Here is a 22,884-nt window from a genome sequence, read left to right as displayed (position 1 = left end):
TTTGTCAAGAGGAAAGATAGTCAAAAAAGTGTTTTATGTTGTCAGACATTAAGTATAACTTTTATTGCAGCAAGAAAGGTGTAACAGCATAGCTGCTATGCTGTTACACCTTTTGCAGAAAAAGATACGAAGTTATCCCTCAAGCCCCCAAGATCGCCACCTCCGGTAACGATTGCTCATCCTACGGACGCTGTAAAATTTTCAGTAAACAAAAGAAAAACTCTATGCAAATGGTTTACCCATTCACATAGAGTTTTCTTATTTCCCGTTCACTTGGCATAGGTCAGTATTTTGCAATACTTCTTTATAATCCTCTGCCATTTTTCCCGCCTCTTTCTTTATCAGTTTCCTGCTGATCGCTTTCCTCTCACTCCAGCCCTTGTATCACATCCCAGACTTCTTCATCAAATACTCTGTCTTTATATAAAAACTTCTTATCTTCCTCCGTGATTTTCCGAACCACCCTGCAGGGATTTCCCACGGCAACCACCCAGTCCGGAATATCCTTAGAAACAACACTTCCTGCACCAATGACAGTATTGCTTCCTATATGTACCCCGGGGAGAATAACAGTATTGCCACCAATCCATACATTATCCCCAATGGTAACTTCAATTCCATATTCATACAGGGTATTCCTTGCTGTGGGGTGCACCGGATGTCCGGCCGTATAAATTGCCACATTCGGAGCCATCTGACAATTATCCCCAATGGTCACCTTTGCCACATCTATAATCGTGCAGTTATAGTTTGCGAAGAAGTTTTTCCCAACCTCAATGTGAGTGCCATAATCACAATAAAACGGGGGATTGATGCATGCATGTTCAGATTTGCCCAGTAACTCCTTTACAATTCTTCCGATTTCTTCAAAATCTGAGGGGTCTGCAGTATTCAGCCTGTGCAGAATTTTTCTGCAAACCTTCTGTTCCTCCATGACGGATTCATCTGCAATATAAGCCATCCCAAGATCTCTTCGTTCCCCATTGTTCAATCGTTTGTCCTCCTTATCCTTGCTATTTCCTACCAGTCTTACATAGAACAGACAGCACCTTCATTCTATCACAATAATGGACTAAAAGCACTTTTGATTTGTTACGCTATCTTTTAAATGGATCAACTCCAGCTTTCTATTCACATTGGTTTTGCGGTAAAGACTCTGCAAGTGTTTTTTTAGTGTTGACTCGCTGATAAAGAGTCTGTTAGCCAGCGTCTGATTATTCTCTTCAGAGGATAACGCTAAGAAGATTTCTAATTCCCTCATTGTTAATCCGTACTCGGAAGAAAAAGCAATTGCACGATGCTTAGACTTTTCCTCCATAGAATCCGTCTTCGCCTGCTCCTGATAGAAACGACTATTGATATGTTTGGAGAGCGACTTTAAAAGAAACATATCATTTTCTCCAAAATCATTCATATCATTTGCCCGGTAAAGGCTCAGTACACCCAGAGGAATACCCTTATGTACAAGGTTGGAATAGACAGAATATTTAAGATTATAGGGAAGATAGCATTTCTGATATATTATATTATTTCTGCGTTCTTCTTCTGAGAGCAAATCTGTTATACGAAATACATCACTTTCTGACTCATCACACATCCATTTACTCAAATCGTTTTGCTCCAGCTGCAGATACAAGCGCTCTACCGGTGTATAGGTTTCAGGATAGCAGACAGGACTGCAGAGGCTTTTATATCCGTCTGAAGTTTTGCATGTAAGAAAGCTTGCAAAGGTGCAGGGAATCAAAGCCTGGATCCCCTTTAACACGCAATTTTTCATTTCATCAAACTGTTGCTTACTATAAATAGAATAAACGATATTATTATATTGAATGAAATCGTTTCTGTTCATGTGAAAACCATCCCCTTATCCTTCATGAATACTTATAATTATACTTCCTGTAATATCATTTTGCAACAATACGGAGAAGACCGGAACCAGAAAAGGAGTAGGGGTATCCTCTTTTGCTCTTTTTCTGGACAGTACGTACCATATACAACTCAATGTTCATATTATACAATAACTTTAACAAAATCAATGCATTGTATGTTAAAAATATTATATAGGAGGTATGTATTATGATAATTGGTTGCCCAACGGAAGTAAAAGCCGGTGAGACCAGAGTTGCGTTAACCCCTCAGTGGAGTAAAACACTGACGGAACATGGCCACACAGTTATGGTACAGACACAGGCAGGCACAAAGGCGGGATTTACCGACGAGGATTACAAAAACGCCGGCGCCTTAATCAAAGAATGTATAGAAGATATCTACGACAAGGCTGAATTTGTAGTAAAAGCAAAAGAGTTAAAGCCCCAGGAATATGGACTACTAAAAAAGGATCAGATCGTCATGTCATGGTTCCATCTGGCAGAAGATGTTGATTTCGATATGCTTCATTCCATGCTGGACGCAGGTACTATCGGAATTGGAATGGAACTGATTAAACTTCCTGACGGGACTCGTCCTACTATTAAACCCATGAGCGAGATTGCTGGTTCTCTGGCAATGCTTGAAGCTATTAAATACGGACTTGTAGATCACGGCGGAAGCGGAACTCTGTTTAGAAAACTGTCCGGACTGCCGGCCCCAAAAGTATTAATTTTAGGCGGCGGACATGCCGGCTTAAATGCAGCTGAGATAGCTTTGGGTCTTGGCCTCCAGGTTACCATTGTAGAAAATTACTGGAAGCGTATTGCTGAGCTGCGCTATATGCTCCCCGCTGCAGAGGTTGTCTGCTGGGAGGATAGTACTGTATATAACTTAATTTCCAATACTGATGTGCTGCTGAATACCATCTATGCCATCCCAAATCAGCCCTGTCTCATCAGCCGAGTAGTAGTTCGGGGCATGAAAAAAGATGCTGTAATCATTGATATTGTTGGAAATGGAATTATTGAGACCATGCACTATACAACTTTGCTTGATCCCACCTATTACGAAGAGGGTATCCTCCATTACAATGTGGCCAATATGCCGGCGCTCTGTCCAAAGACTGCCACAAAAGCTCTGCTTATGGCTTCCGGCCCATATATTCTTGCTATTGCAGATAAGGGACTGAAAAGAGCCTGTGCAGAGGATCCGGCCCTGTTCCAGTCCGTATGTACTCTAAATGGAAAAATTGTCCATGATGAAGTTGCCCGCAATCACAATCTTCCATGCACACCTTTTAATCTCGGCATGCTGGATTAATTCCGGAGAAAGGAGCCATGGTATATGGATAAAAGGGACAAACCAAAAGCGCCTCCCCGCAAGCCTTATATATGGGAAATTATTCTCGCAATGGTTATTCTAATTGGAGTTCTTGTATACAGTGTAGCAGTGCTTGGAATTGATGTCCATATTCCATTTATTGTTGTAGCTGCTCTCACTGCGCTGATAGCAATACGGATGGGATATACCTGGCAGGAACTGGAAAATTCTATACTAAAGTCAATTGCTTCTGTCATGCAGGCGGTACTAATCCTCATTATGGTGGGCATGGTAATCGGTTCCTGGATCCAGGGCGGTATTGTTCCCTCCCTGGTTTATTACGGACTGCAGATGATTCATCCCCAGGTCTTCCTGGTAGCTATTTTCCTGGTAGGTTCGCTGTGTTCCATAGCCACGGGAAGTTCCTGGACCATGATCGGAACACTTGGGGTTGCCGCCATTGGTATCAGTGAAGGAATGGGGATTCCTTTGCCTCTGACAGCAGGAATTGTCATCGGTGCGGGGTATTTCGGTGACAAGCTGTCGCCACTCTCTGATACTCCGAACCTGCATTGTGCCATTGCCCGGGTTAATCTATTTGAACACTGTAAAAACGTATTCAAATATACGATACCTTCTTTCTTGCTTGCGCTTCTAATGTGTTTTATATGCAGCCGGATTTATGCCCCCCGCAGTACCGGAGGAATGTCCTCCATTGCAGAGATAACGGAGACGCTTCATGACTCTTTTGTAATCCACCCGCTCCTGATTCTCCCTGTACTGATGGTATTTTTAATGATTGCCCTCAAGATTCCGGCAATACCGGGCATCTTACTGATGGCAGTCGTGGGTTCACTGTGTGCAATGATTGTGCAGGGTGCAAATCTACATGATACTCTAACCGTACTTCTCTATGGCTACAGCGGGGATACGGGAAGTGAAATTGTGGACAGCCTGGTCACCAGAGGCGGTATGGATTCCATGATGTATATCACCTCTCTTATCCTCTGTGTCAGCGCTTATGGCGGTGTAATAGATGTAACACGCATTCTTCATGTTTTGGTTGAAAAGCTCCTGGGCAGGGTGAACTCCCCATCCGGAATTATGATTTCAACAGCACTGTGTGGTTTTATACTAAATATTATTGCTGTGGATAATTATGTATCAGCTGTTATGACAGGAAACATGCTGCGTGAAAAGTTTATAAGGAGAGGCCTTTCCCCTCTTAATCTATCCAGATGTCTTGCAGAAAGCTGTGCCATAACATCACCCTTAATTCCTTGGAACACCTGTGGGATTACCATGCTGGGGATGCTGGGAATACCTGTACTGAAATATGCCCCCTTTGCGTTCCTGCTTTACATTCCACCGATTATGGTAATTGTCATAAGTCTGCTGAAAAAAGGAATTATCTATCTAACACCGGAAGAGCAGGCAGAACTCTTAAAAAATGATAGCGCTGCCTAACAGTTTTTAAAAAGGAGGTGCCCTGTCTATAGGGCATCTCCTTTTTTATCAAATATACTCGGGCTTTGAATGCAATATAAAACTCTGAAAAGAAAACTATTAATATGCTGAAATTACAAAAACCTCCCAGAATAAATATCCTGGGAGGTTATATAGCATACATAGATGCTGATAAACATATAAAGTTGTCCAAAGATTATCTCTTAGAGAACTGGGGTGCACGACGAGCCGCTTTGAGACCGTATTAAACCTTTCTTTCACCCGATTTTCCTTGGTATTCCGGGCTTTTCAGGCCCTCGCCCAAAATGTTGCCCCACTTTTTAATCATAAAATGGGGACACAAAATATGCTGTTTTATTGTCGAAAGGCGGCATTGACTACGCCTACCAGTTCTTCAGGTTTATTATACTTCACCTGTGCATAAATGTCCATCGTTGTCTTGCTGTTTTCATGCCCTGCAAGGTATTGGACTGTCTTTGGATCAACGCCTGCGTACAGCAGGTTAGTGATGTAAGTGTGCCGCAGCTGATGTGGGGTCACATCAAAGTCAATGGCATATACCAACCCCGGATTGTTCTTCTGGTGGCTGCCCGGGGTAGGGGTCACAGTGGTTTTGATGCACTGGCCATTGACATACTTATAGTAGCTGTGAGGTTTTGTCGAGCGAACGGTTACATACTTCCAAACCCGCTGAAACTGGGAGTAGGAAAGCGGTTGGCCAGCCCGATCCGCAATCACATACTCAGATATGGTGGTTTCTTTGACCTTTCGCAGACAATCAACCAGGCATCCGGGAATAGGAACATCCCTGAGGGCGGCTTTGGTTTTCAAGGTCGTGGAAACCACGGGGCGGTTATGTTCCGAACGCCACGCCCTTCGCACAGAGATATACGGTGTGGGAACGTCCAGAAATACGCAGTCCCATTGAAGTCCCAGGATTTCCTCCCGCCGCAGACCGGAGTATAGAGCGATCATAATAAATGTATATGGTGGAAGCCCTTTAATGGTATCCAGGAGCAACTTTGTTTGCTCATCCGTCAAGGCTTCCTTTTTCTTTCCCTGCTTTCCTCCTTTCGCTGAGATCCCCACACAGGGATTATAGTCGAGTAGTTGGCTGCGCTCTGCTGAATAGAATACGCACTTGATGAGCATATTCACGGTGCTGTAAAGCCCCGCTGACTTTGTGGTAAGCGGGATCAGCGCCAGCCGAATATCATCTGCTGTCACATCTGACAGATACATAGCACCCAACGGCTCGACTATGTACTTGTTCATACTCATCGTGTAGCCTCTTAAGGTGGCCGCTGAAATCTTTGCCGACTGCATCAGCAGCCACTTTTCGCAGTATTCCGCAACCGTAGGGTGTTCTTTGCGGAATATGGCTTCTTCCACTTGCCGACGCGCTTCCTGTTCCTTTTGGTATAACTCCTCACAGGTTTCAGCATATAAGTCCACTCTTTTCCCATCGGCATCTGTGATTCGTGTCCGGTAATATTGAATCCCTCGCCGTACAACAGTTCCGTACTTCGGAATACACTCTTTTTTCTTTGCCATATCATCATTTCCTTTCTAATATAATATGTAGGTCGCCCCCCATCTCTACTTTTATCAGAAATCAGCAGTACCCTCAAAGGTGCGATCAGAGGAAACGCAAAGGGCGAGGAAAACTCCTCGCCCTTGCCGCTGCTTCTTATTTTACTGTGCGATCCCATATTCGTTATCCCATACGGCAAATGCGCCGTTCAAAACTCCTGCCAATTCGTCGGGACGGTTGTATTTGACCTTCGCATAAATGTCCATCGTGATTTTGCTGCTCTCATGTCCGGCCAGATATTGAACCGTCTTGGGATCAACCGAGGAATGGATCAGATTGGTGATGTAGGTGTGCCGCAGCTGATGCGGGGTGACATCAAAATCCAGACTATAAACCACATGACCATTGTTCCGGGCCTTTTCCCCCAGCTTGGGATAAAGCATATAATTCACATATTTTCCGTCCACCAGTTTGCGAGCCTTTCGCGGCTTTGCTGTTCTGGTCACAATATACTGCCACAGGCGTTTGAACTGTGTGTAGGACAGCGGATCGCCGTCCTGATTGGCAACCACATAGTCTGAGGTCGATTGTTTCTTCGCCTCTCTCAAACACTCTGCCAGACAATCTGGGAGCGGAATATTCCTCTCCGCAGCCTTTGTTTTTAACTCTGTAAGGATGACCGGCCTGTTGTGTTCTGTGTGCCACGCCCTTCGCACTGTCAAATAGGGGGCATTGGAGTCCAGATATACAGAGTCCCATTGCAGCGCCAGGATTTCTTCCCTCCGCAATCCGGCATACAGACCAATCATGACGAACACATAGGGCGGCAATCCCCGAACAGCATCCAGAAGCCGCTGGGCCTGTTCATCGGTCAGCGCCTGACGCTCCTCCTGCGGAACACCGCCGCCCTTTGCTTTGAGATAGATGGTCGGGTTTCTATCAATCACATGGCTTTCTTTTGCTGCCCGAAAGATAGACTTATAGAGAATAACCACCGACTTGTAGACCGAAGCTGATTTTTTGGAAACCGGGACGAGGGCCACTTGAATATCGTCCAGTGTCACCTCGGCCATTCGCTTCTCGCCCAGTTCCTTGATAATGTGACGCCGCACTTTGGACGTGTAATCCGTCAAGGTAGTGGTGCGCACATGGACGGACTGCATCAGCAGCCACTTTTCGCAGTATTCCGCCACTGTGGGGGATGTGCGCCGGAAGGTGGCGCTGTCAACCTGCTCCAATGCCGTAAGTTCTTTTTCGTATAGTTCCTCGCGGGTCTTTCCGTATAGAATAACACGCTTTCCCTCCGTGTCCTCAATCTCCGTTTTGTAATATTCATAGCCGTTTACCTGAACCCTGCTGTATCGAGGGATTCGCTTTCTTTTTACTGCCATGATCTTCACCTCCGAAAAAATAGTACCAGCGCTGTATCTTTGTTTTATCAGAACGGCTCTATTTCCTCAAAGGTGCGTTTTTCCCACTCGCACATTGCGGTAGGTATCTTTTCGCTCCACCGGCTTTGCCCGATGGGTACATTTAGCGACATATTCCTGGAGTCCGGCAGATGTAAAGTAGACGCAGCCATTGGGTACATATTGAATATAGGAAATCAATCCGCTGTTTCTGGCTTCATCCAAAGTAGTCAGGCTGATCCCTAACAGTTTCGCCGCCTCTTTACGGGTAATCAGTTTTTCCATATTCAATGTTCACCTCCGATCTGCTTTCTTTACAACCTCATAGTCATACCCCACATTCTGTCCGCAGTAGGTGCAGACATCTCTTTGTGCTTGGTGCGGATTGACCCTCCGCAAATAATAAGAGCCTGTGCCATAAAAATTATGGGCGCAGGCAGGGCAGAGGCACATGATTAAGTTTTTGGGAATTTCCTCGATCAGCCCCACACTGACTGCAAGGGCGCGGTTGATTCGCCGGATGTGATATTCGTCCAGCCTGCCGATGTAGGATTGCAAACGCCGTTTGTCAATGGTGCGAAGCTGTTCCAGTAAAACAAGGGATGGGAGTTCCAGACCGTTTTCCGCTTTGAGCAGATAATGAGTGGGTAGCTTGGCTTTGGCATCTACCTTACTGGAGATTGCTGCCACAACAACAGTAGAGCTATATTTGTTGCCAGTGTTGTTCTGGATAATCAGAACCGGGCGATAACCTTCCTGCTCGGAACCGATTCCCCGGCCCAAATCGGCATAGTACATATCGCCGCGCAAGTATGTCCTGTTCATATTGTAGACCTCCTTTCAAAAGACAGGCGCTTTTCTGCCTATGTAGAGGCCATACAACAGGACAAGAGAAAGGCCGGGAAAACACATGGAGTTCCTCTTATTTCACTGACTGTCCTGCTGCATGGCCATATTTTCTACACAATCCCATTTGTCCTCGACACCCCGGATTGTCTTGGGAAGTCATCAAACGGCTGGCAGCTCACCAGCTCCACGGGGAATCTCACCCCTTGCGTGGTTCTCACGCAACCGCCCCCATTGCCTGCGACGGATCACGGCAAAAAACCGCTTCAACGCTCGGACGTTAGGCTGGACGGGAGTATCATTATCCCTGCTTCCGGTCATGGCCGATACCGGGAGCCACCCGGTACTGGCAGCCAACTGTTTCTCGCTTCCTGTCATGCAAATCAAGCCAAAGACCGTCATATCATTCGTTTGGTGGTGTCTTGCTGTTTTGCATGGCAGATCATCGCGCAGCCGCTGCCTGGGCTTTGACTTTCGCCAAAGAAGCAGGAACGTATCTGATGAATGTGTATGCGGTTTTCAAGGTGCCGTGAGGGGATAAAAGAACCTCTCACCCTTTTTGCCGTTGGGTGAGAGGTTTGCACAACGTTATTCCAAAAGTTTTTTCAGTTTTTTGAGAATCCTGGTTTTCCGAACATGGATGGCATTGCGATACACACCCAATTCTTCCGCATACTGCCGCTCTGTCTTTTCCTCAAAGAACAATGCCTGGATCAAAGCCTGCTCCTCTGGGGCCAGCATTGTCAGGGCAGTATGTAACTTGTCCACCTCCAGCTTATGAAGCACCGTGTTTTCGACACTCTCCTCATGGGCGAACTGCTGGGCATTTTCATCCATCAGCCGGTCTAAAGAATCCTCCCGGCTGGGAATGACCTGTACCACCTGCCCCTTCTCTCCAAGAACAAACCGTTCGGTTTTCAGATCGTTCTCAAAGTAACGCATTTTTCTATCGCCCTGCATATAGGCGGTATATACTTCATTCGTGACCTCAACATATTGGCCGCGAACCCATATTTTCTTTTTATCAGCGTCCACGCTGTTTACCTCCGATCAGTCTGAATTTTGAGAAATTCAGACTGATCGGGGGGGCTACGGCACCGTGGGCATATATCGCGGATAAAAACAAAAACGCACCTGCATGGCGGGGCTATTCCCCACACAGCAAGTGCGTTTCTTTTTAGTTCGTATAAATTATGGCATGACAGTTCATAGAAAGGGGCGGACGGTTGTAATGGGAGCGCAAAACTTTTTTAACCGTGTACCCTTAAAGAGTGTTCGGCCTACCTCACTAAATCAAACTCGCTGCTCCGAATCAGCAGCGCAATGTTGGTATTCCAGCACATAAAAATATCCCTCCTTGCTCAAACGGAGCTTGAAGGGAAATAATGTCTGGGCATGGTTTTATCGCCCGTCAAGATACCGTTTTTTTTAACGGGCTTATCAGCATTTCCCATTCATATTACCAGAAGGGGCTCGCATTTCTCTGTAAAAGCACTTTAATTGCAAACGAAATTCCCGACGTAATTCGACAAAAAAGCAGTCATGGCAGATGCCACGACTGCTTTTCTATAAGGGTTTTGCTGCGAAAACATATCCCACATTGGATACTGTTTGTATGTAAGTCGGATGTTCCTTGTCCTGCTCGACCTTCTGACGGATTCTGCTGATGGTATTGGTAACGGCGGACAGATAACTCTCACTGTCCTCATGCCACACACTCTCAAATATCTGTTCTTTGCTGCATAGCCAGCCGGGACGCTGCGCCAGAAAGACCAAAACACCATACTCATATCTTGAAAGCCTTACATCTTTTCCATCGCGCAGCACCCGTCGCTGATGAAGCCGAATTTCAAGTCCCGGATAGGAAAGCGTAGGCGAAGTGAGCGGATAGTCATTCCAAGGATGGTTTCGATCTTGCCATGCCATCAGCGGCTGTTCCGTTGTTGCTCCGCCTTCCTCAGTGATTCGGGCAATAATCTCTATCTTTTTTATATCCGCTCACCTCATTTCTCTAAAAAATCCATTATTATCAAAAATCCACTTGATCAGGATGCAGACCAGAACCTCCGCAATACGCCATGGCGTTGATGGTATCCATATCTTTTTCGGTTATTGCAAAGTCAAATACCGCAGTATTCTCCTTGATTCGTGCGGGGGTAACAGACTTAGGAAGAGGCAGGATATTATTTTGTAAACACCAGCGGATACAGAGCTGCGCCACAGATTTTTCGTATTTATCCACAATGGATTTCAGAGTTTCATTGTTCAACATCCGACCAGTGCCAAGCGGACTCCACGCTTCTACCAAGATGTCGTTTTCCCTGCAATATTGAATTGTTTCCGTTTGCATCTGTCCGGGATGGAACTCGATTTGATTTACCATTGGCGGCACTTCTGTTTTCATCAATGCCTCCAAATGATGGGGCAGAAAGTTGGAGACACCGATGGCTTTGATTCGACCGGCTTTATACAATTCCGTCATTGCTCTCCAGGTTTCCACATTGATTTCCTCCCAATTATCATACTGGGAGGACGAAGCAGGCCAGTGAATCAGGTACAAGTCCAGATAGTCAAGACCAAGATCAGAGAGAGTCTTTTCAAATGCGGCAATGGTTTTCTCATAACCACGCTCTGTGTTCCAAACCTTACTCGTAACAAACAACTTTTCCCGTTCAATTCCGGACGCTTTGATGCCCTGACCGACGCCGACTTCATTGCCGTAGCAAGCTGCGGTATCAATATGTCTGTATCCGGTCTTGATCGCTTCGCTGACCGCCATCACTGCGGTCTCGCCGTCTGGTGTTTGCCAGGTGCCAAATCCCACACAAGGAATTTTAACGCCATTTTTCAAAATAAAGCTATCTTGTAATGTTTTCATGCCATTTCCTCCGTATCATCTTCAATTTCCCGGATGATCTTGGCTGGTACACCACCTACCACACAGTTGTCCGGTATATCCTTAGTGACCACTGCGCCCGCCGCAATCACCACATTATTCCCAATGGTTACGCCCGGCAAGATCGTACAGTTCCCGCCAATCCATACATCATTTCCAATTTTCACTGGCTTGGCTTGCCCCAGATGCGCCCGCCGTCCCTTGGGGGACAGTGGATGGTTAACGGTTGTAATCAGAGTGTTAGGGCCGATCATCACATGATCCCCAATCGTTACTGGTGCAATATCCAGAATCGTTACATTGTAGTTTGTCAGAAATTCATGGCCCACACGGATATTCCTACCGTTGTCACAGTTAAATACCGGCAAGACGGTGGGATAGCGGCCTACTGCGCCAAACAGCTCCTGAATGGCAGCCTCCCGCGCGGTATCATCTGTCACTGGGATAGCGTTGAGTTTTGCACAGCCTTCAATGGCGTGGAGCTTTCGGGCATTAACGCCCTCATCCCAAAAATCATATTCCAAACCAGCGTCCAGTTTTTCAAGTTCTGTCATATAAAAAGTTCCTTTCCCCGCCCCAAGCACAGAGCGGTTACTTTGCTATCAGATTTCCTGCTTTATCATTCAAGTCATCCCTAAATATGCACTTCTCGATATGTTCGCAAATCCAAGAGGAGGTCAGCCCATAAATTTACTGATCTTTTCTCTCTCCACTGTGGGCAGAAGTTCTGCCAGACGTCCGGCGATCCGCTCCCGCGATTCTGCCGGAGTGCGTTGATAAACCCGTCTCGTAAATTCCTCGCCCCACAGTGCCTCTGGCGTTGTGTAGCGGGCAATGCCCCAACCATACGGGTTTCCAAATCGATCCCGTGCATACTCAAAATTCTCAGTGGTCACATATCCCAACATTTGCAGCCTGCTCACAATACTGTCAAATTCCCCGCGCTTTTTGATGCCGCACATTTTTCGCCATTCCTTTGAGAGCAGGGAGGGATGGTTCGCAAGGACATCATAGACTATTTTATCCTGGTGCCTTGCCAGACCGTCATCATAGCGGGCGTCAAAGTCATAGCCGTCTCTCCGGTAGTTTGCGAAATCGGGAAACCACTCGTTACTGATAAAACCGGCTTTTCCGCAAAAAAACTTTCCATAGGCACAACCAGTAGCGCGGATTACGGGGCCTTTCCATTCCCACGGCCCGTCCACGCCATCTACGAACCAAAGATTTGGCGGCGTATGTTCCTCCACGGAAAAGCCATGAATTTGGTTTTTGAGCAGCGGCACAAAACCACACGCCTGCACCAATTCTGCGAGTTTCTGTTCTGATGTCACCATTTGGAGCATACGCCGCACCTCCTATCTCACCCCTGTTCCGCCAGCCATGCGTTGTATTCATCAAACAATGGTGCACCGTCAATATAGGAAATCTCAGGAATATCGCTGCGAAGTTCCAAGATTCTCTCGTATGCGCCGGGAACGATCATACCAAGACGGCAATGAAGCAATACCGGACGCCCTGCGGGTATCTCCATATAGAGAGCGTCCTCTGCTTCGCTTTCCAATTCCTCGATGGGAATATTGATTGCCCCTTCAAAGTGATTTTCCTCATACCATCTGGTGGCAGCGACATCCACAATCACCAAGTCAGAGGTTGTCTGCATATATTCCAGTGCATCTTCTGGGGACATTGCGCCAATTGCATTGCATTCTGTTCCTGTATCCATAATTGAAGTACTCTCCTGTATCTGCTCACTTTCATTTGACTCAGACTGTGACATCTGTGATGTTTGGGACTGTTCTGCCTGTTTCGGCTCATTGGAACAGGCAGAAAGCACCAGCATCACAGTGCAAGCCGCAAAAAGCAAGACCGCTTTTTTCATCCGACTGCCACCTCTCCATTCGTTCTCTTTTTTGCATCTTCCTCCGCCAGCACCTTGTGAACCACCAGTACAGCGTCCTTGACCTTCATCCCGCACTGAAATGCTTTAGGGGCGTTTCCATGCAGGATCTCCTTGCAGCGGATAGCTCCGTATTCCTGCTTGAAGATTTCAGCAGCGCGGCGGACAGCTCTATATGTGTCCGCTTTGCTTTTCCCGTCCATGCTGCCACTGCTCATATAGAAGCTGATCACGGCGACCGCCGCAGAAAACGCGCCGCAAACCTCCTGCATAGCGCCAAAGCCGCCGCCGAATCCCTCCATGATGCGGTATGCTGTTTTTTCATCCAGCCCCAACTCATCTGCAAAGGCACAGAACACCGCTTGAGAACAGGTATAGCCATTGCCATAGGCTTGACCTGCTACTTTTAATTTTTCTTCCACTGTCCACCTCTCCATTTTTACCGATAAGACTTCTGATAGATTTCCAGATAGTCCTCATCCGAAAGAGGAAGCGGATCAGCGGTAATATCGCCGCCCAGAACCTCATGGATGCGCTGGGGATAGAGCTTCAGTTCATCCTCAGTAATACCAGCCTCGCTCATCTTCAGCTCTGCGCAGCCGATAGAATCCAGCAGCCTATCCAAAGCATGAATAAAATCCTTGCCAGAGGTAGGATGATCCACGCCCATAGCCTTTGCCATTTTCAGCATCGGCTCCTCAGCAGCCTGCCGCTGGGCAAAAAAGTCATAATACGCATGGGCAATCATAATGAGGCCAGCGCCGTGAACAAGATCCTCGTGATAGCTGCCCATGACGTGCTCCATGGTGTGGGCAGAGGTACAGAGCATATAGTAACCAGCGAGCGTATTTGCCAGGGCCATGTTTTCACGAGCCTCCAGATTGTTGCCATCTTTGTAGGCAATAGGGAGATACTTGGCAATCAGTTCGATTGCCTTGAGTGCAAACATCTCTCCCATGGGATGCTCATTTTTATTGATAACACTCTCCGAGGCGTGGAAAAACGCATCCATTCCCTGGTAAGCGGTAAACTTAGGCGGTACACTGGTCATGAGGCTGGCATCCACCACCGAAAGGGTCGGGAACATGGACAGGAAGAAGATGCCGGTTTTTTCCTTGGTGGCGTCATTGGAGATCACCGCCGCAATATCTACTTCACTTCCAGTCCCTGCGGATGTGGTGATAGCTACAATGGGGATGGCGTCAAATTCAGCATTTTTCTTTCCGCCCTCTTTGCTCAGACTGTAATCCCAAATGTCGCCAGGATTCGCAGCCATCAGTGCAATGCACTTGCCGCAATCCATCACGGAGCCGCCGCCCAGCGCCAGCACAAAATCACAGCCGTTGTCCTTGACTGCCTTTGCGCCGTCCATGACATTCTCACGGGTGGGGTTGGGGCGGATCTCATCAAACAGGGCATAGTCCACGCCGGCCAGCTCCAGCTCCTTTTGAACACGGGCAAGATAGCCGTATTTTTTCGTAGACTGACCATTAGAAGTGACGATCAACGCCTTTTTCCCAGGCAGCGTTTCTTCGTGCAGATGGTCAAGCTGACCGGCACCAAACAAAACGCGGGTCGGCATGTTAAAAATAAAGTTTTTCATACTTCATACCTCCTGAAATGTTTAATATTTGACTGCTATTTTAGTGTGTAACTTTAGTCTATCATCTTCTACCATCAAGTTCGACGCTAAATCTTAATGTAATATGTGGCAAATGTTCATATTAACCTATTGTAATGAATCTTACCGTCAGCAGCACCTGAAAGCGAAGTGTATGCCAGACTATCTTCACTCTTATCTCGGTCAATAATAGCAGCAGTGACGATCACTGTCCCAAATCAACTATGTTCTTTGTATTGTATTGCGCCTTAATCTGTGCCAACCTATTCTGAAAGTTTTTATGATAAGATATCGCATAAACAGCCACAAGTAAACTCCCGCATACAAGCCATGTCACTGGTTCAGTATAACTAGCACTCCGGTATCCGGCAATCGGGATAATCCAAATGGCAGCTACCACTTTGATCAGCAGTTCCATGCTGCTGGAAAATAGTGGAGCGATCTTTTGCCCCATTGCCTGCATTGCCACCCGAAGGCAAAGCAGAATACCTAATGGCGGATAAAACATAAAGTTAATCTTTAGATTCATAACCGCATTTGTAATTACTTGTTCATCTGACGTGCCGGAAATTCCGATAATCATCAATCGGCCAAACTGCCATACCAACACCATAGAAATAGCTGACCAGATTAATCCCAGAATTATGGATTTTTTCAGACCGACCTTGATGCGCTCTATCTTTCCCGCCCCCCAGTTCTGGCTGATGAATGTAGAAGCAGCTGTGGATATGGTAGAAAGTGGCATCATAAAAATATCTACAAAACGTCTGGAAGCAGTGTGTGCTGTGATAATAATATCTCCCAACCCATTGATCGCTCTCTGTAAAATCACTGAGCCAATTGCAAAAATGCACTGCATCATTGCCATAGCCAAACCAGAGAAAAGCATCTCAGCATACAGAGATTTATCAAACTGAAAATCTCCCGTGTGTGGTAGATATTCCCGATAGAATTTCCATATATATCTACCGCAAAGAATACCCGAAAGCAACTGTGCTATGACAGTTGCCAATGCAGTTCCGCCCACGCCCCAATGAAATACGATTACGAACAAAGCATCTAACGTCAAATTCAATACGGAAGAAATCAACAGAAAGTATAAGGGAGTTCGGCTATTTCCCATTGCCCGAAGGAATCCAGCCAACATATTATAAAGCAGAGTGGTACTCATGCCACCGCAGATAATGGTAATATAGAGATGTGCCTGCTGGAAAATTTCAGCAGGTGTATTAAGAAAAAACATTAACTTGCGAAGGCTGATCAATGCGAAACCTGTCAGCAAAATTCCTCCCGCAAGGTTCAGCAAAAACATAGCAGCTACCACTTTGCGAAATTTTTGGTGATTCTTGCTGCCAAATTCACGGGCAACTAAAATCGTATAGCCTCCATTTAATCCCCACGCGAAGTTCATTACCAGAGAATAGATTGAACTGGTAGATCCAATGGCAGCAATAGCAGAATCCCCCAGGAAGTAACCAGCAATCATAGTATCTGCCATAGTATATATCTGCTGAAATATATTTCCAATAAACAGAGGGATTGCAAAAGCAAGGATCAGTTTTAGTGGGTCTCCCACAGTCATATTTTTAGTCATGAAAGTCCTCCTCATATGGTATTCATGTATCGTCTTTTATCGCCTTATGAAATAAGTCCAAAATGTCGTAACGCATTGTGGATACCGTCTCCATCAACAGGGTCGGTAACATAGTCCGCAGCTTGCTTTACCTCGTCAGTACCATTTCCCATTGCCACACCGATCGCTGCATATTGGAGCATTTCAATGTCATTGGCACCATCCCCAAAAGCCATGCACTGGTTTCTGTGCAGTCCAAAATGTTCTAGCATCTTCTCCATGCCAACTGATTTTCCTCCGTCACCGGGAATCAAATCAGTAGAGCTATCATTCCAACGGGCAGATTTTATTCCAGGCACTCGCCTGAGAATCTCTTCGTCCAGTTCAGGCCCTATCTGGGGACTTATTTGGTAAGTATCATAATTCAAGCAACGGGCAGGATCTTCCACTGCCTGATTTCCAGCAGATGAAAAGTTGGAGTAAACATAATCCGATTCCATGAAATTACAAGATATCGAAGGGTGATCTTGCATCCAGTCCAAAATCGCACAACACTGCGTATTTGTCAAAGGATGACGGTAAAAAGGAACATCCGACGCATCAACACAATACTGTCCGTTAAAAAGAACCTTGCCATCGAAAACAAACTCAAACTGCTCGCGCACATAAGCAGCCCAAATAGGAGGACGTCCGCTGGCAATAAATACTTTGATTCCATTGCACTGTAACATTTTCAGAGCGTCCTGAGTGCTTTGAGGAATTGTTTCTGTTTTTTTATCTACTAAAGTACCATCCAGGTCAAAAAAAACAGCCTTGATTTTTTCTTTCATATTGCATTTTCTCCTAATAGATTAACGGGGATCTATAAATTGTCTATTCACGTGTTATATTTTGCAGCCAGCCATACTTTTTGTAATGGATGATCGCCGCAGGAACCTTTACTACCTCGTCCAGGTTGACGATCAGAAATACGATGACCACCGGAAGATGGAAAACAAATGCCGCAAGGAAACCAGCGGGAACCGCAAACAGCCACATGGTAATCGTATCGCATATCAATCCGAATTTGGAGTCACCCCCAGATGGGAAGATGCCTGCGATTGTCGTTGTGTTGATCGCCTTCGCCACCATGTAGCAGGCACAGAGAATCAGCATCCATTGCAGATACTCGGAAGCCTGTGAGGTGAGAACCGTAACATTCAAAATTAGCGGCGACAACGCGATCAGAAGGAGTCCAGATACCATTCCGCTGGCAATGGATAATTTCCATAACAGACCACCATATCGTTTCGCCTGCTCCAAATTCCCAGTTCCAAGCGCGTTTCCAACAATGATTCCGCCGCCGTTTCCAAGACCCGTACAGAAACTCACAATCAGATTTTTGGCAATATTGGCGATAGAATTTGCAGCAACTGCATCGCTGCCAAGGTGTCCCATAACGACGGAGTACATGGAGAATCCCACGCCCCATACCAGATAATCTCCCAGCATGGGGAGGGTATATTTCCAGTAATCCCGTACCAACCATTGTTCCACTGTAATGCAGTATTTGATATGGAGCCGAATACGGTTTTTCCGCAAGGATTCCGCATAAACCCATGCCATTTCAATCAGTTTGGAAATGGAAGTAGCCAGTGCAGCGCCCCCAAGTCCCAATTCAGGAAAAAACCACAGTCCATAGATCAAAGTTGCGTTTAAAAATAAATTGATTACCACTGCGCTGGAGCCGATGACCATGCTTTTCATGGCGTAATCTGTGTTTTTCAGGATACACAGATAAATCTGCGAGATACCTGTGAACAGATAAGATGCAGACACAATGCGAAGATAATTGATGCCACCCGAAATAAGCTGCGTTTCGCTGGTAAATATCCGCATAAGCATGGAAGGCGCAAAAAGCGAGGCACAAAAAAAGACAATGGAAATCAGAAACGATATTCTCGTCACATAGCCGAAAATTTTTTCAATCGACTCTTTATCACCTTTCCCATAATACTGTGCGGCCAGAATACTTGTCCCCATCGTTAAACCGCCCATAAACAGGTTAAATACAAACGTAATCTGCCCTGCCAACGAAACTGCGGAAAGCGCATCTTGGCTGATAACTCCCAACATCAAGGCATCAGATGCGCTGACCGCCGCTAACATAAACTGCTGAAAAGCAATCGGTAATACAAGGGAAAAAAGTTTTCGGTAAAAGACAGCATTGCTGCGGTTTTGAATTTTTGCTGACATGATACCCTCCAGATTCTTCTAAACTTTCTCTATATAGTGTAAAGCGAAAAACTACCTATGTCAGCGCCGAAACTTAATGATACATATGGCTTTTTCTAATATTTTGTGATACACTATTTAAAGAAAAGGAGGCTGATAAAATGTTTCGAGGTAAAGTAGCAGTAATCACAGGCGGTGCAAAAGGCATTGGCAAATGTATTGCTGAAGAATTCAAGAAAAATAACGCATCTGTCTGTATCATTGACAAACAACCAAATGATTACTTCACTGGTGATCTGGCAGAAGAAGAAACGCTAAATCTTTTTGCAGAGAAAGTAGGGAAAGAATATGGCAAAGTGGACTATTTGATCAATAATGCTCTGCCGTTGATGAAGGGCATTTCAGAGTGCTCCTATGAGGAATTCAACTACGCCCTGCGGGTAGGTGTGACAGCACCGTTTTACCTTACCAAACTTTTTCTCCCGTATTTTTCTCCAGATGCGGCGATTGTGAATATTTCTTCTTCCCGTGACCGTATGAGCCAGCCGCAGACAGAAAGTTATACTGCTGCGAAAGGCGGCATTGCGGCACTTACTCATGCACTGGCTGTCAGTCTGGGAGGTAAAGTCCGTGTCAACTCCATATCTCCCGGATGGATTGATACCACCTACACAGAGTACGCCGGTGCAGACGCAATCCAGCATCCTGCTGGTCGTGTGGGCAATCCTTTGGACATCGCCAATATGGTACTGTTTCTCTGCTCTTCTAAGGCAAGTTTTATCACTGGAGAAAATATATGTATCGACGGCGGCATGACGAAGCAAATGATTTATCATAATGATTTTGGGTGGACGCTGAACAAGGAGTCCATATCATGAATCATTCAGTTTTAGATGCAGCAATTGAAAAACTGGGAGAGCAATTTGCCAAACGAAACTGGAGCTATCTTGATGTTCCTGCCGGAAGTCCATTAGAAAAGTCCTACGCCTGGCCAGGCTCTCCAGAAGAAAATATCATAATTTGTGTCCATAAAGGCCCTGATATTCAGGAGATGTTTCACCGCCAAGACTTTTTCTTCCTTAATTTTGCTTATTCAGGCGATTATGGTGCACTGAGCTATAAATACGACAACCACATCACGATCCATGAGAATGAATGTTATATTGGCCAGCCGTTTGCTGGATATGCACTCTCGGCACATAGTGAAAGCGACATTATTATCATTGGTATTTTGATTCAAAAAGAAGCCTTTTTTCGTGTGTTTCTTCCTGTATTGTCCGCAGATACAAAACTGTTTCACTTCTTCCTCAGTCCGCAGACCAATGAGTATTCCGAGGAGTTTATTCACCTTCGTTTAGATGACTCCTGCTGTATTCGCACCCTTCTGGAAATGATGGTCATTGAATACGCTGATCCCCAGGAAGACACTCAGGCTATTTTGCAGCCTATGGTACTGACGCTGCTGATGATGGTAGCTAGGCAGTATAAAATGTCTATCCCGGTTCCAAAAGATGAAAAGCTGTCAGATAAGATTGTCCGTTATATGAGTGAGCACTCTGATGTTGTAACCCTAAAAGATATATCGAAGCATTTTTCGTACCACCCAAACTATATCTCCACTCTGCTGCATCGAGAAATCGGAAAATCTTTTTCGGAAATCTTGCTGGAACAGCGGATGGAGCGCGCTGTTGTTTTGCTAAAAGGCACCAATCTTTCCATTGAGGAGATCGCCTTTATGCTTGGATATAGCAATAGCAGTAATTTTTACAAAGCATTTCGAGAATATTATCAGTGCTCTCCGAGGGACTATCACCCGTGATTTTTCACAGGATTGTTCAGCAAGACTCTTATTTGCATATCGAAAAACGCCTGTTTTCTATGATTGTTATTTGTTTTGCTGTATAAAATGAAAAAAGCAGCCGTGGCCTCATACCACGACTGCTTTTTTATAAAGGATGCACAATCAGTCCTCTAAAATTTGAACTGTCATGCCATTATCAAACTGACATGATCTATTAAAATTAAAAGAGGGGTGAACTAAAAGTGCAGAATCAATATGAAATGCTTGGAGAGATCATAAAGAATGCCCGCACAAAAGCAGATATGACGGTTGAGGAACTGGCCAACCGGGTGGGCATTTCAGAAAGATTTATATATCGAATTGAAAATGAAGGGAAAAAGCCCAGTTACGAAATCCTGTATAAACTAATCCGTGAATTGGCAATTATCCCGGATCAGATATTTTTCCCTGAGAAACAGGTCGAGGATTCTGAAATGGAAACGATTGTCCGTATGTTGCACAACTGCGATGAACGATCTATGCAAATCATCAAAGCTACAATAAAGGCTGCACTGGAAAGCCAGCCGAAAGAATAGTATGTACCCAGCCGTTTTGCGGCTGGGTCTTTTCTTTTTGGCCAGTTAATATGCCGGGGTTCCATACCCATAAATCTCATAATAACCAACCGGGTAACTGTTCTGGCGGCAGCTATCGCCAGAGTTCCCCTCAATGGTGTAGACACGGCCATTCTCCACCTTCTCCACAATGCCCACATGGTCGGAAGAACCATCCTGGCCGCCATCATCCCAATCGAAAAAGATAATGTCACCTGGACGCGGCTCATAGCTGTTGTCCTGCCACAGTCCCCGCTCCTGGAACCACGGCACACCCTGAGAGGCACAGGCCGCAAACTTCGGAATGACGCCAGCCTCGATATAACCGCACTCGTTGGCACACCAGCTCACAAAGCAGGCGCACCATTCAACACGAGAGCTGAAACCATACCAGCTCCAGTACGGCTCACCGCCGACATTCCCCACCTGAGAGAGCGCCACGGTGACGATCTCACCGTCACCTCCGCTGATGCCGTATAGGACTTGTGACCAGAGGGGATTGTTTTCATCGGCCAGAAGCTCCGCCATCTGTTCCCGCTGATCCTCATTGAAGCCAAAGTGATCGGCCATCTCCTCAGCAGTTTTGTGGCTGACGGTGATATAGAGGTATGTCCTCGTAATGGTGGTTTCTGTTTCCACGATATTGCCGTTTCCGTCATCCGAGGTTTCAATCACCGTTTCGCTCTGGGTTTCCGTACTGGATGAGATCTCATTCATCTCCCAAAAGATGTCCTTTAGGAGCTGCTTCTTGGTATCATCCATTGTGGCGACTTCCTGGGCAGCGTCCGGGTCGGTGGTTGTCTTGACGGCGTAAACCGCCAGAACCTCCTTCCACACGGCGCGGGAACCGGACATCTCCAGAACATCATAGCTGTGGGATGCTTTGATCTCATCCAGCCTGTCCTGATAGTCCGTGTTGATTTCCTGCACAGCGGTCTGCATGGTCTGCCCGGTGCCGGAGTCCTCGCCAGAAAAGAAAATGCCAAAGCAGGAGCCAAGAATCATGCCGATCAGACAAATGACGATTACCACTACCACCGCGATCCATCCTCCGGCAGCAATGGCCGCAATCAAAGCCTTTGTCGCCGCAATGATGGCTTTCACCGCTGCGGCTGTGGCGTGAGCCGCTACCTTGATGGCGTGAGCCGTGGCAATGGCTGCTGCACGGGCGGCGTGGGCCGCAGCTCTGGCGGCTCTGGCTGTGGCAACGGCGGTCTGCTGGGCTGCCTTTGCCGCCTGCTGGCTGGTTTTGATACTGGCCTTTGCGGTGGTTTCCGCTGTTTTGATAGATTTGCTGGTGGTCTTAACAGCACCTTTGGCGGTGGATGAAGTCTGTTTGATGGTCTTTCTGCTTCGATCCACCGTCTTGATACCTTTCTGACCGCGATCCAGCGTCTTAATGGTGCTGCGCTCCTGATGAGCGGCCTTAACCGGCTCAGAAACAGTATCCGCCGCCTGTCGCCCATTCCAGTGACCAGCAGACTGCCCGGTTTGTTGTGCCGCCCTCTTTTCTGCTTGTTTTTTAGGCTGTTCAGCGGCAAATTTCCGCTTTTGGATGTTCTCCTTGACCTTAGAGAGATTCTCTTTGGTGGTCTGTACTCCCTTGCGGCCCTGCTTATCAAATTGGTGGACTGCCTCATGGGTGGCACTGTCCACACCATAGGAAACACGATCAGCCGCATATTCACCGGGGGAATTTTCCTCTGCATACAGCCCGTGTTCTGCCTTGTCTTTGGTGCGGATAAATGCCTGTTTCATTCGCTCGGCAGCTACGGCACCTTTATCCAGTGCTTTTACATCTTTTATGGTGGTCTTTGTCTTGATACCCTTACTCATGGGGTTCA

The 22,884-nt window shown here is 46.3% G+C and carries 23 protein-coding genes; 5 read left to right on the top strand and 18 right to left on the bottom strand.

Annotated features, from left to right (window positions below; genetic code table 11):
- Positions 1–367 precede the first annotated feature (367 nt).
- Both GKG41_RS12020 and GKG41_RS12015 read right to left on the bottom strand, forming a co-directional pair.
- On the bottom strand, positions 368–991 hold the full coding sequence (locus GKG41_RS12020) for a sugar O-acetyltransferase (RefSeq protein WP_154258931.1): 624 nt from the start codon (positions 989–991) through the stop codon (positions 368–370).
- An 81-nt stretch (positions 992–1,072) separates the two neighbouring features.
- On the bottom strand, positions 1,073–1,849 hold the full coding sequence (locus GKG41_RS12015) for a helix-turn-helix transcriptional regulator (RefSeq protein WP_154258929.1): 777 nt from the start codon (positions 1,847–1,849) through the stop codon (positions 1,073–1,075).
- 227 nt (positions 1,850–2,076) lie between these two features.
- On the opposite strand from GKG41_RS12015, the gene GKG41_RS12010 reads away from it, so the two are divergent.
- The gene (locus GKG41_RS12010) at positions 2,077–3,189 is read left to right on the top strand and encodes an alanine dehydrogenase (protein ID WP_154258927.1); all 1,113 of its coding nucleotides are present in this window, start codon (positions 2,077–2,079) and stop codon (positions 3,187–3,189) included.
- A gap of 24 nt (positions 3,190–3,213) precedes the next feature.
- Positions 3,214–4,656, top strand: coding sequence for a Na+/H+ antiporter NhaC (gene nhaC, locus GKG41_RS12005; RefSeq protein ID WP_154258924.1), 1,443 nt, complete (start codon positions 3,214–3,216; stop codon positions 4,654–4,656).
- 354 nt (positions 4,657–5,010) lie between these two features.
- Here nhaC and GKG41_RS12000 read toward each other — a convergent pair whose 3' ends face one another.
- The 15 genes from GKG41_RS12000 to GKG41_RS11930 all read right to left on the bottom strand — a co-directional run bounded on the left by GKG41_RS12000 (position 5,011) and on the right by GKG41_RS11930 (position 18,667).
- The gene (locus GKG41_RS12000) at positions 5,011–6,210 is read right to left on the bottom strand and encodes a site-specific integrase (protein WP_154258922.1); all 1,200 of its coding nucleotides are present in this window, start codon (positions 6,208–6,210) and stop codon (positions 5,011–5,013) included.
- Between the two features lie 141 nt (positions 6,211–6,351).
- A complete protein-coding gene (locus GKG41_RS11995) occupies positions 6,352–7,581 on the bottom strand; it encodes a site-specific integrase (RefSeq protein ID WP_154258920.1) in 1,230 nt (409 codons plus the stop codon).
- A gap of 66 nt (positions 7,582–7,647) precedes the next feature.
- A complete protein-coding gene (locus GKG41_RS11990) occupies positions 7,648–7,884 on the bottom strand; it encodes a helix-turn-helix domain-containing protein (RefSeq protein WP_154258918.1) in 237 nt (78 codons plus the stop codon).
- 9 nt (positions 7,885–7,893) lie between these two features.
- On the bottom strand, positions 7,894–8,424 hold the full coding sequence (locus GKG41_RS11985; RefSeq protein WP_154258916.1) for a type II toxin-antitoxin system PemK/MazF family toxin: 531 nt from the start codon (positions 8,422–8,424) through the stop codon (positions 7,894–7,896).
- Between the two features lie 609 nt (positions 8,425–9,033).
- Complete coding sequence (locus tag GKG41_RS11980) at positions 9,034–9,480, bottom strand: sigma-70 family RNA polymerase sigma factor (RefSeq protein ID WP_347563317.1); 447 nt, start codon at positions 9,478–9,480, stop codon at positions 9,034–9,036.
- A 531-nt stretch (positions 9,481–10,011) separates the two neighbouring features.
- Complete coding sequence (locus GKG41_RS11975; protein ID WP_154258914.1) at positions 10,012–10,371, bottom strand: winged helix-turn-helix domain-containing protein; 360 nt, start codon at positions 10,369–10,371, stop codon at positions 10,012–10,014.
- 103 nt (positions 10,372–10,474) lie between these two features.
- A complete protein-coding gene (locus tag GKG41_RS11970; RefSeq protein ID WP_154258912.1) occupies positions 10,475–11,323 on the bottom strand; it encodes an aldo/keto reductase in 849 nt (282 codons plus the stop codon).
- The gene (locus GKG41_RS11965) at positions 11,320–11,895 is read right to left on the bottom strand and encodes a sugar O-acetyltransferase (protein ID WP_154258911.1); all 576 of its coding nucleotides are present in this window, start codon (positions 11,893–11,895) and stop codon (positions 11,320–11,322) included. Before GKG41_RS11965 ends, GKG41_RS11970 begins: the two co-directional genes overlap by 4 nt.
- Before the next feature lie 123 nt (positions 11,896–12,018).
- Positions 12,019–12,684: a hypothetical protein gene (locus GKG41_RS11960; RefSeq protein WP_154258910.1), complete on the bottom strand. Its 666-nt coding sequence runs from the start codon at positions 12,682–12,684 to the stop codon at positions 12,019–12,021.
- Between the two features lie 17 nt (positions 12,685–12,701).
- Positions 12,702–13,220 (bottom strand): rhodanese-like domain-containing protein, encoded by a 519-nt coding sequence (locus GKG41_RS11955; RefSeq protein ID WP_243141032.1) that lies wholly within the window; start codon positions 13,218–13,220, stop codon positions 12,702–12,704.
- Positions 13,217–13,660, bottom strand: coding sequence for a C-GCAxxG-C-C family protein (locus GKG41_RS11950; protein ID WP_347563316.1), 444 nt, complete (start codon positions 13,658–13,660; stop codon positions 13,217–13,219). Before GKG41_RS11950 ends, GKG41_RS11955 begins: the two co-directional genes overlap by 4 nt.
- A 17-nt stretch (positions 13,661–13,677) precedes the next feature.
- Entirely contained in the window at positions 13,678–14,841 is a 1,164-nt protein-coding gene (locus tag GKG41_RS11945) for an iron-containing alcohol dehydrogenase (protein WP_154258906.1), read from the bottom strand.
- 223 nt (positions 14,842–15,064) lie between these two features.
- Positions 15,065–16,453 carry an MATE family efflux transporter gene (locus tag GKG41_RS11940; protein WP_173015598.1) on the bottom strand — a complete coding sequence of 463 codons (1,389 nt, stop codon included), beginning with the start codon at positions 16,451–16,453 and terminating at the stop codon, positions 15,065–15,067.
- 44 nt (positions 16,454–16,497) lie between these two features.
- A complete protein-coding gene (locus GKG41_RS11935) occupies positions 16,498–17,262 on the bottom strand; it encodes a Cof-type HAD-IIB family hydrolase (RefSeq protein WP_154258902.1) in 765 nt (254 codons plus the stop codon).
- Between the two features lie 43 nt (positions 17,263–17,305).
- Positions 17,306–18,667 (bottom strand): MATE family efflux transporter, encoded by a 1,362-nt coding sequence (locus tag GKG41_RS11930; protein ID WP_154258900.1) that lies wholly within the window; start codon positions 18,665–18,667, stop codon positions 17,306–17,308.
- Positions 18,668–18,807: 140 nt separating this feature from the next.
- Between GKG41_RS11930 and GKG41_RS11925 the strand changes: the two genes are divergently transcribed.
- The 3 genes from GKG41_RS11925 (at position 18,808) to GKG41_RS11915 (ending at position 21,022) form a co-directional block, all read left to right on the top strand.
- Positions 18,808–19,524: an SDR family oxidoreductase gene (locus GKG41_RS11925; RefSeq protein WP_154258898.1), complete on the top strand. Its 717-nt coding sequence runs from the start codon at positions 18,808–18,810 to the stop codon at positions 19,522–19,524.
- On the top strand, positions 19,521–20,465 hold the full coding sequence (locus tag GKG41_RS11920) for an AraC family transcriptional regulator (RefSeq protein ID WP_154258896.1): 945 nt from the start codon (positions 19,521–19,523) through the stop codon (positions 20,463–20,465). The genes GKG41_RS11925 and GKG41_RS11920 overlap by 4 nt, the downstream gene beginning before the upstream one ends.
- 224 nt (positions 20,466–20,689) lie before the next feature.
- On the top strand, positions 20,690–21,022 hold the full coding sequence (locus GKG41_RS11915; RefSeq protein WP_347563315.1) for a helix-turn-helix transcriptional regulator: 333 nt from the start codon (positions 20,690–20,692) through the stop codon (positions 21,020–21,022).
- A 45-nt stretch (positions 21,023–21,067) separates the two neighbouring features.
- Here the strand turns inward: GKG41_RS11915 and GKG41_RS11910 are convergent, their stop codons facing one another.
- Complete coding sequence (locus GKG41_RS11910) at positions 21,068–22,876, bottom strand: CHAP domain-containing protein (RefSeq protein ID WP_154258894.1); 1,809 nt, start codon at positions 22,874–22,876, stop codon at positions 21,068–21,070.
- Between the last annotated feature and the right edge of the window lie 8 nt (positions 22,877–22,884).

The sequence above is a fragment of the Lactonifactor sp. BIOML-A5 genome (genome assembly GCF_009677585.1).
In the GTDB taxonomy this organism is placed as follows: Bacteria; Bacillota; Clostridia; order Lachnospirales; family Lachnospiraceae; genus Lactonifactor.
This window is presented reverse-complemented; position numbering and strand designations above follow the sequence as displayed.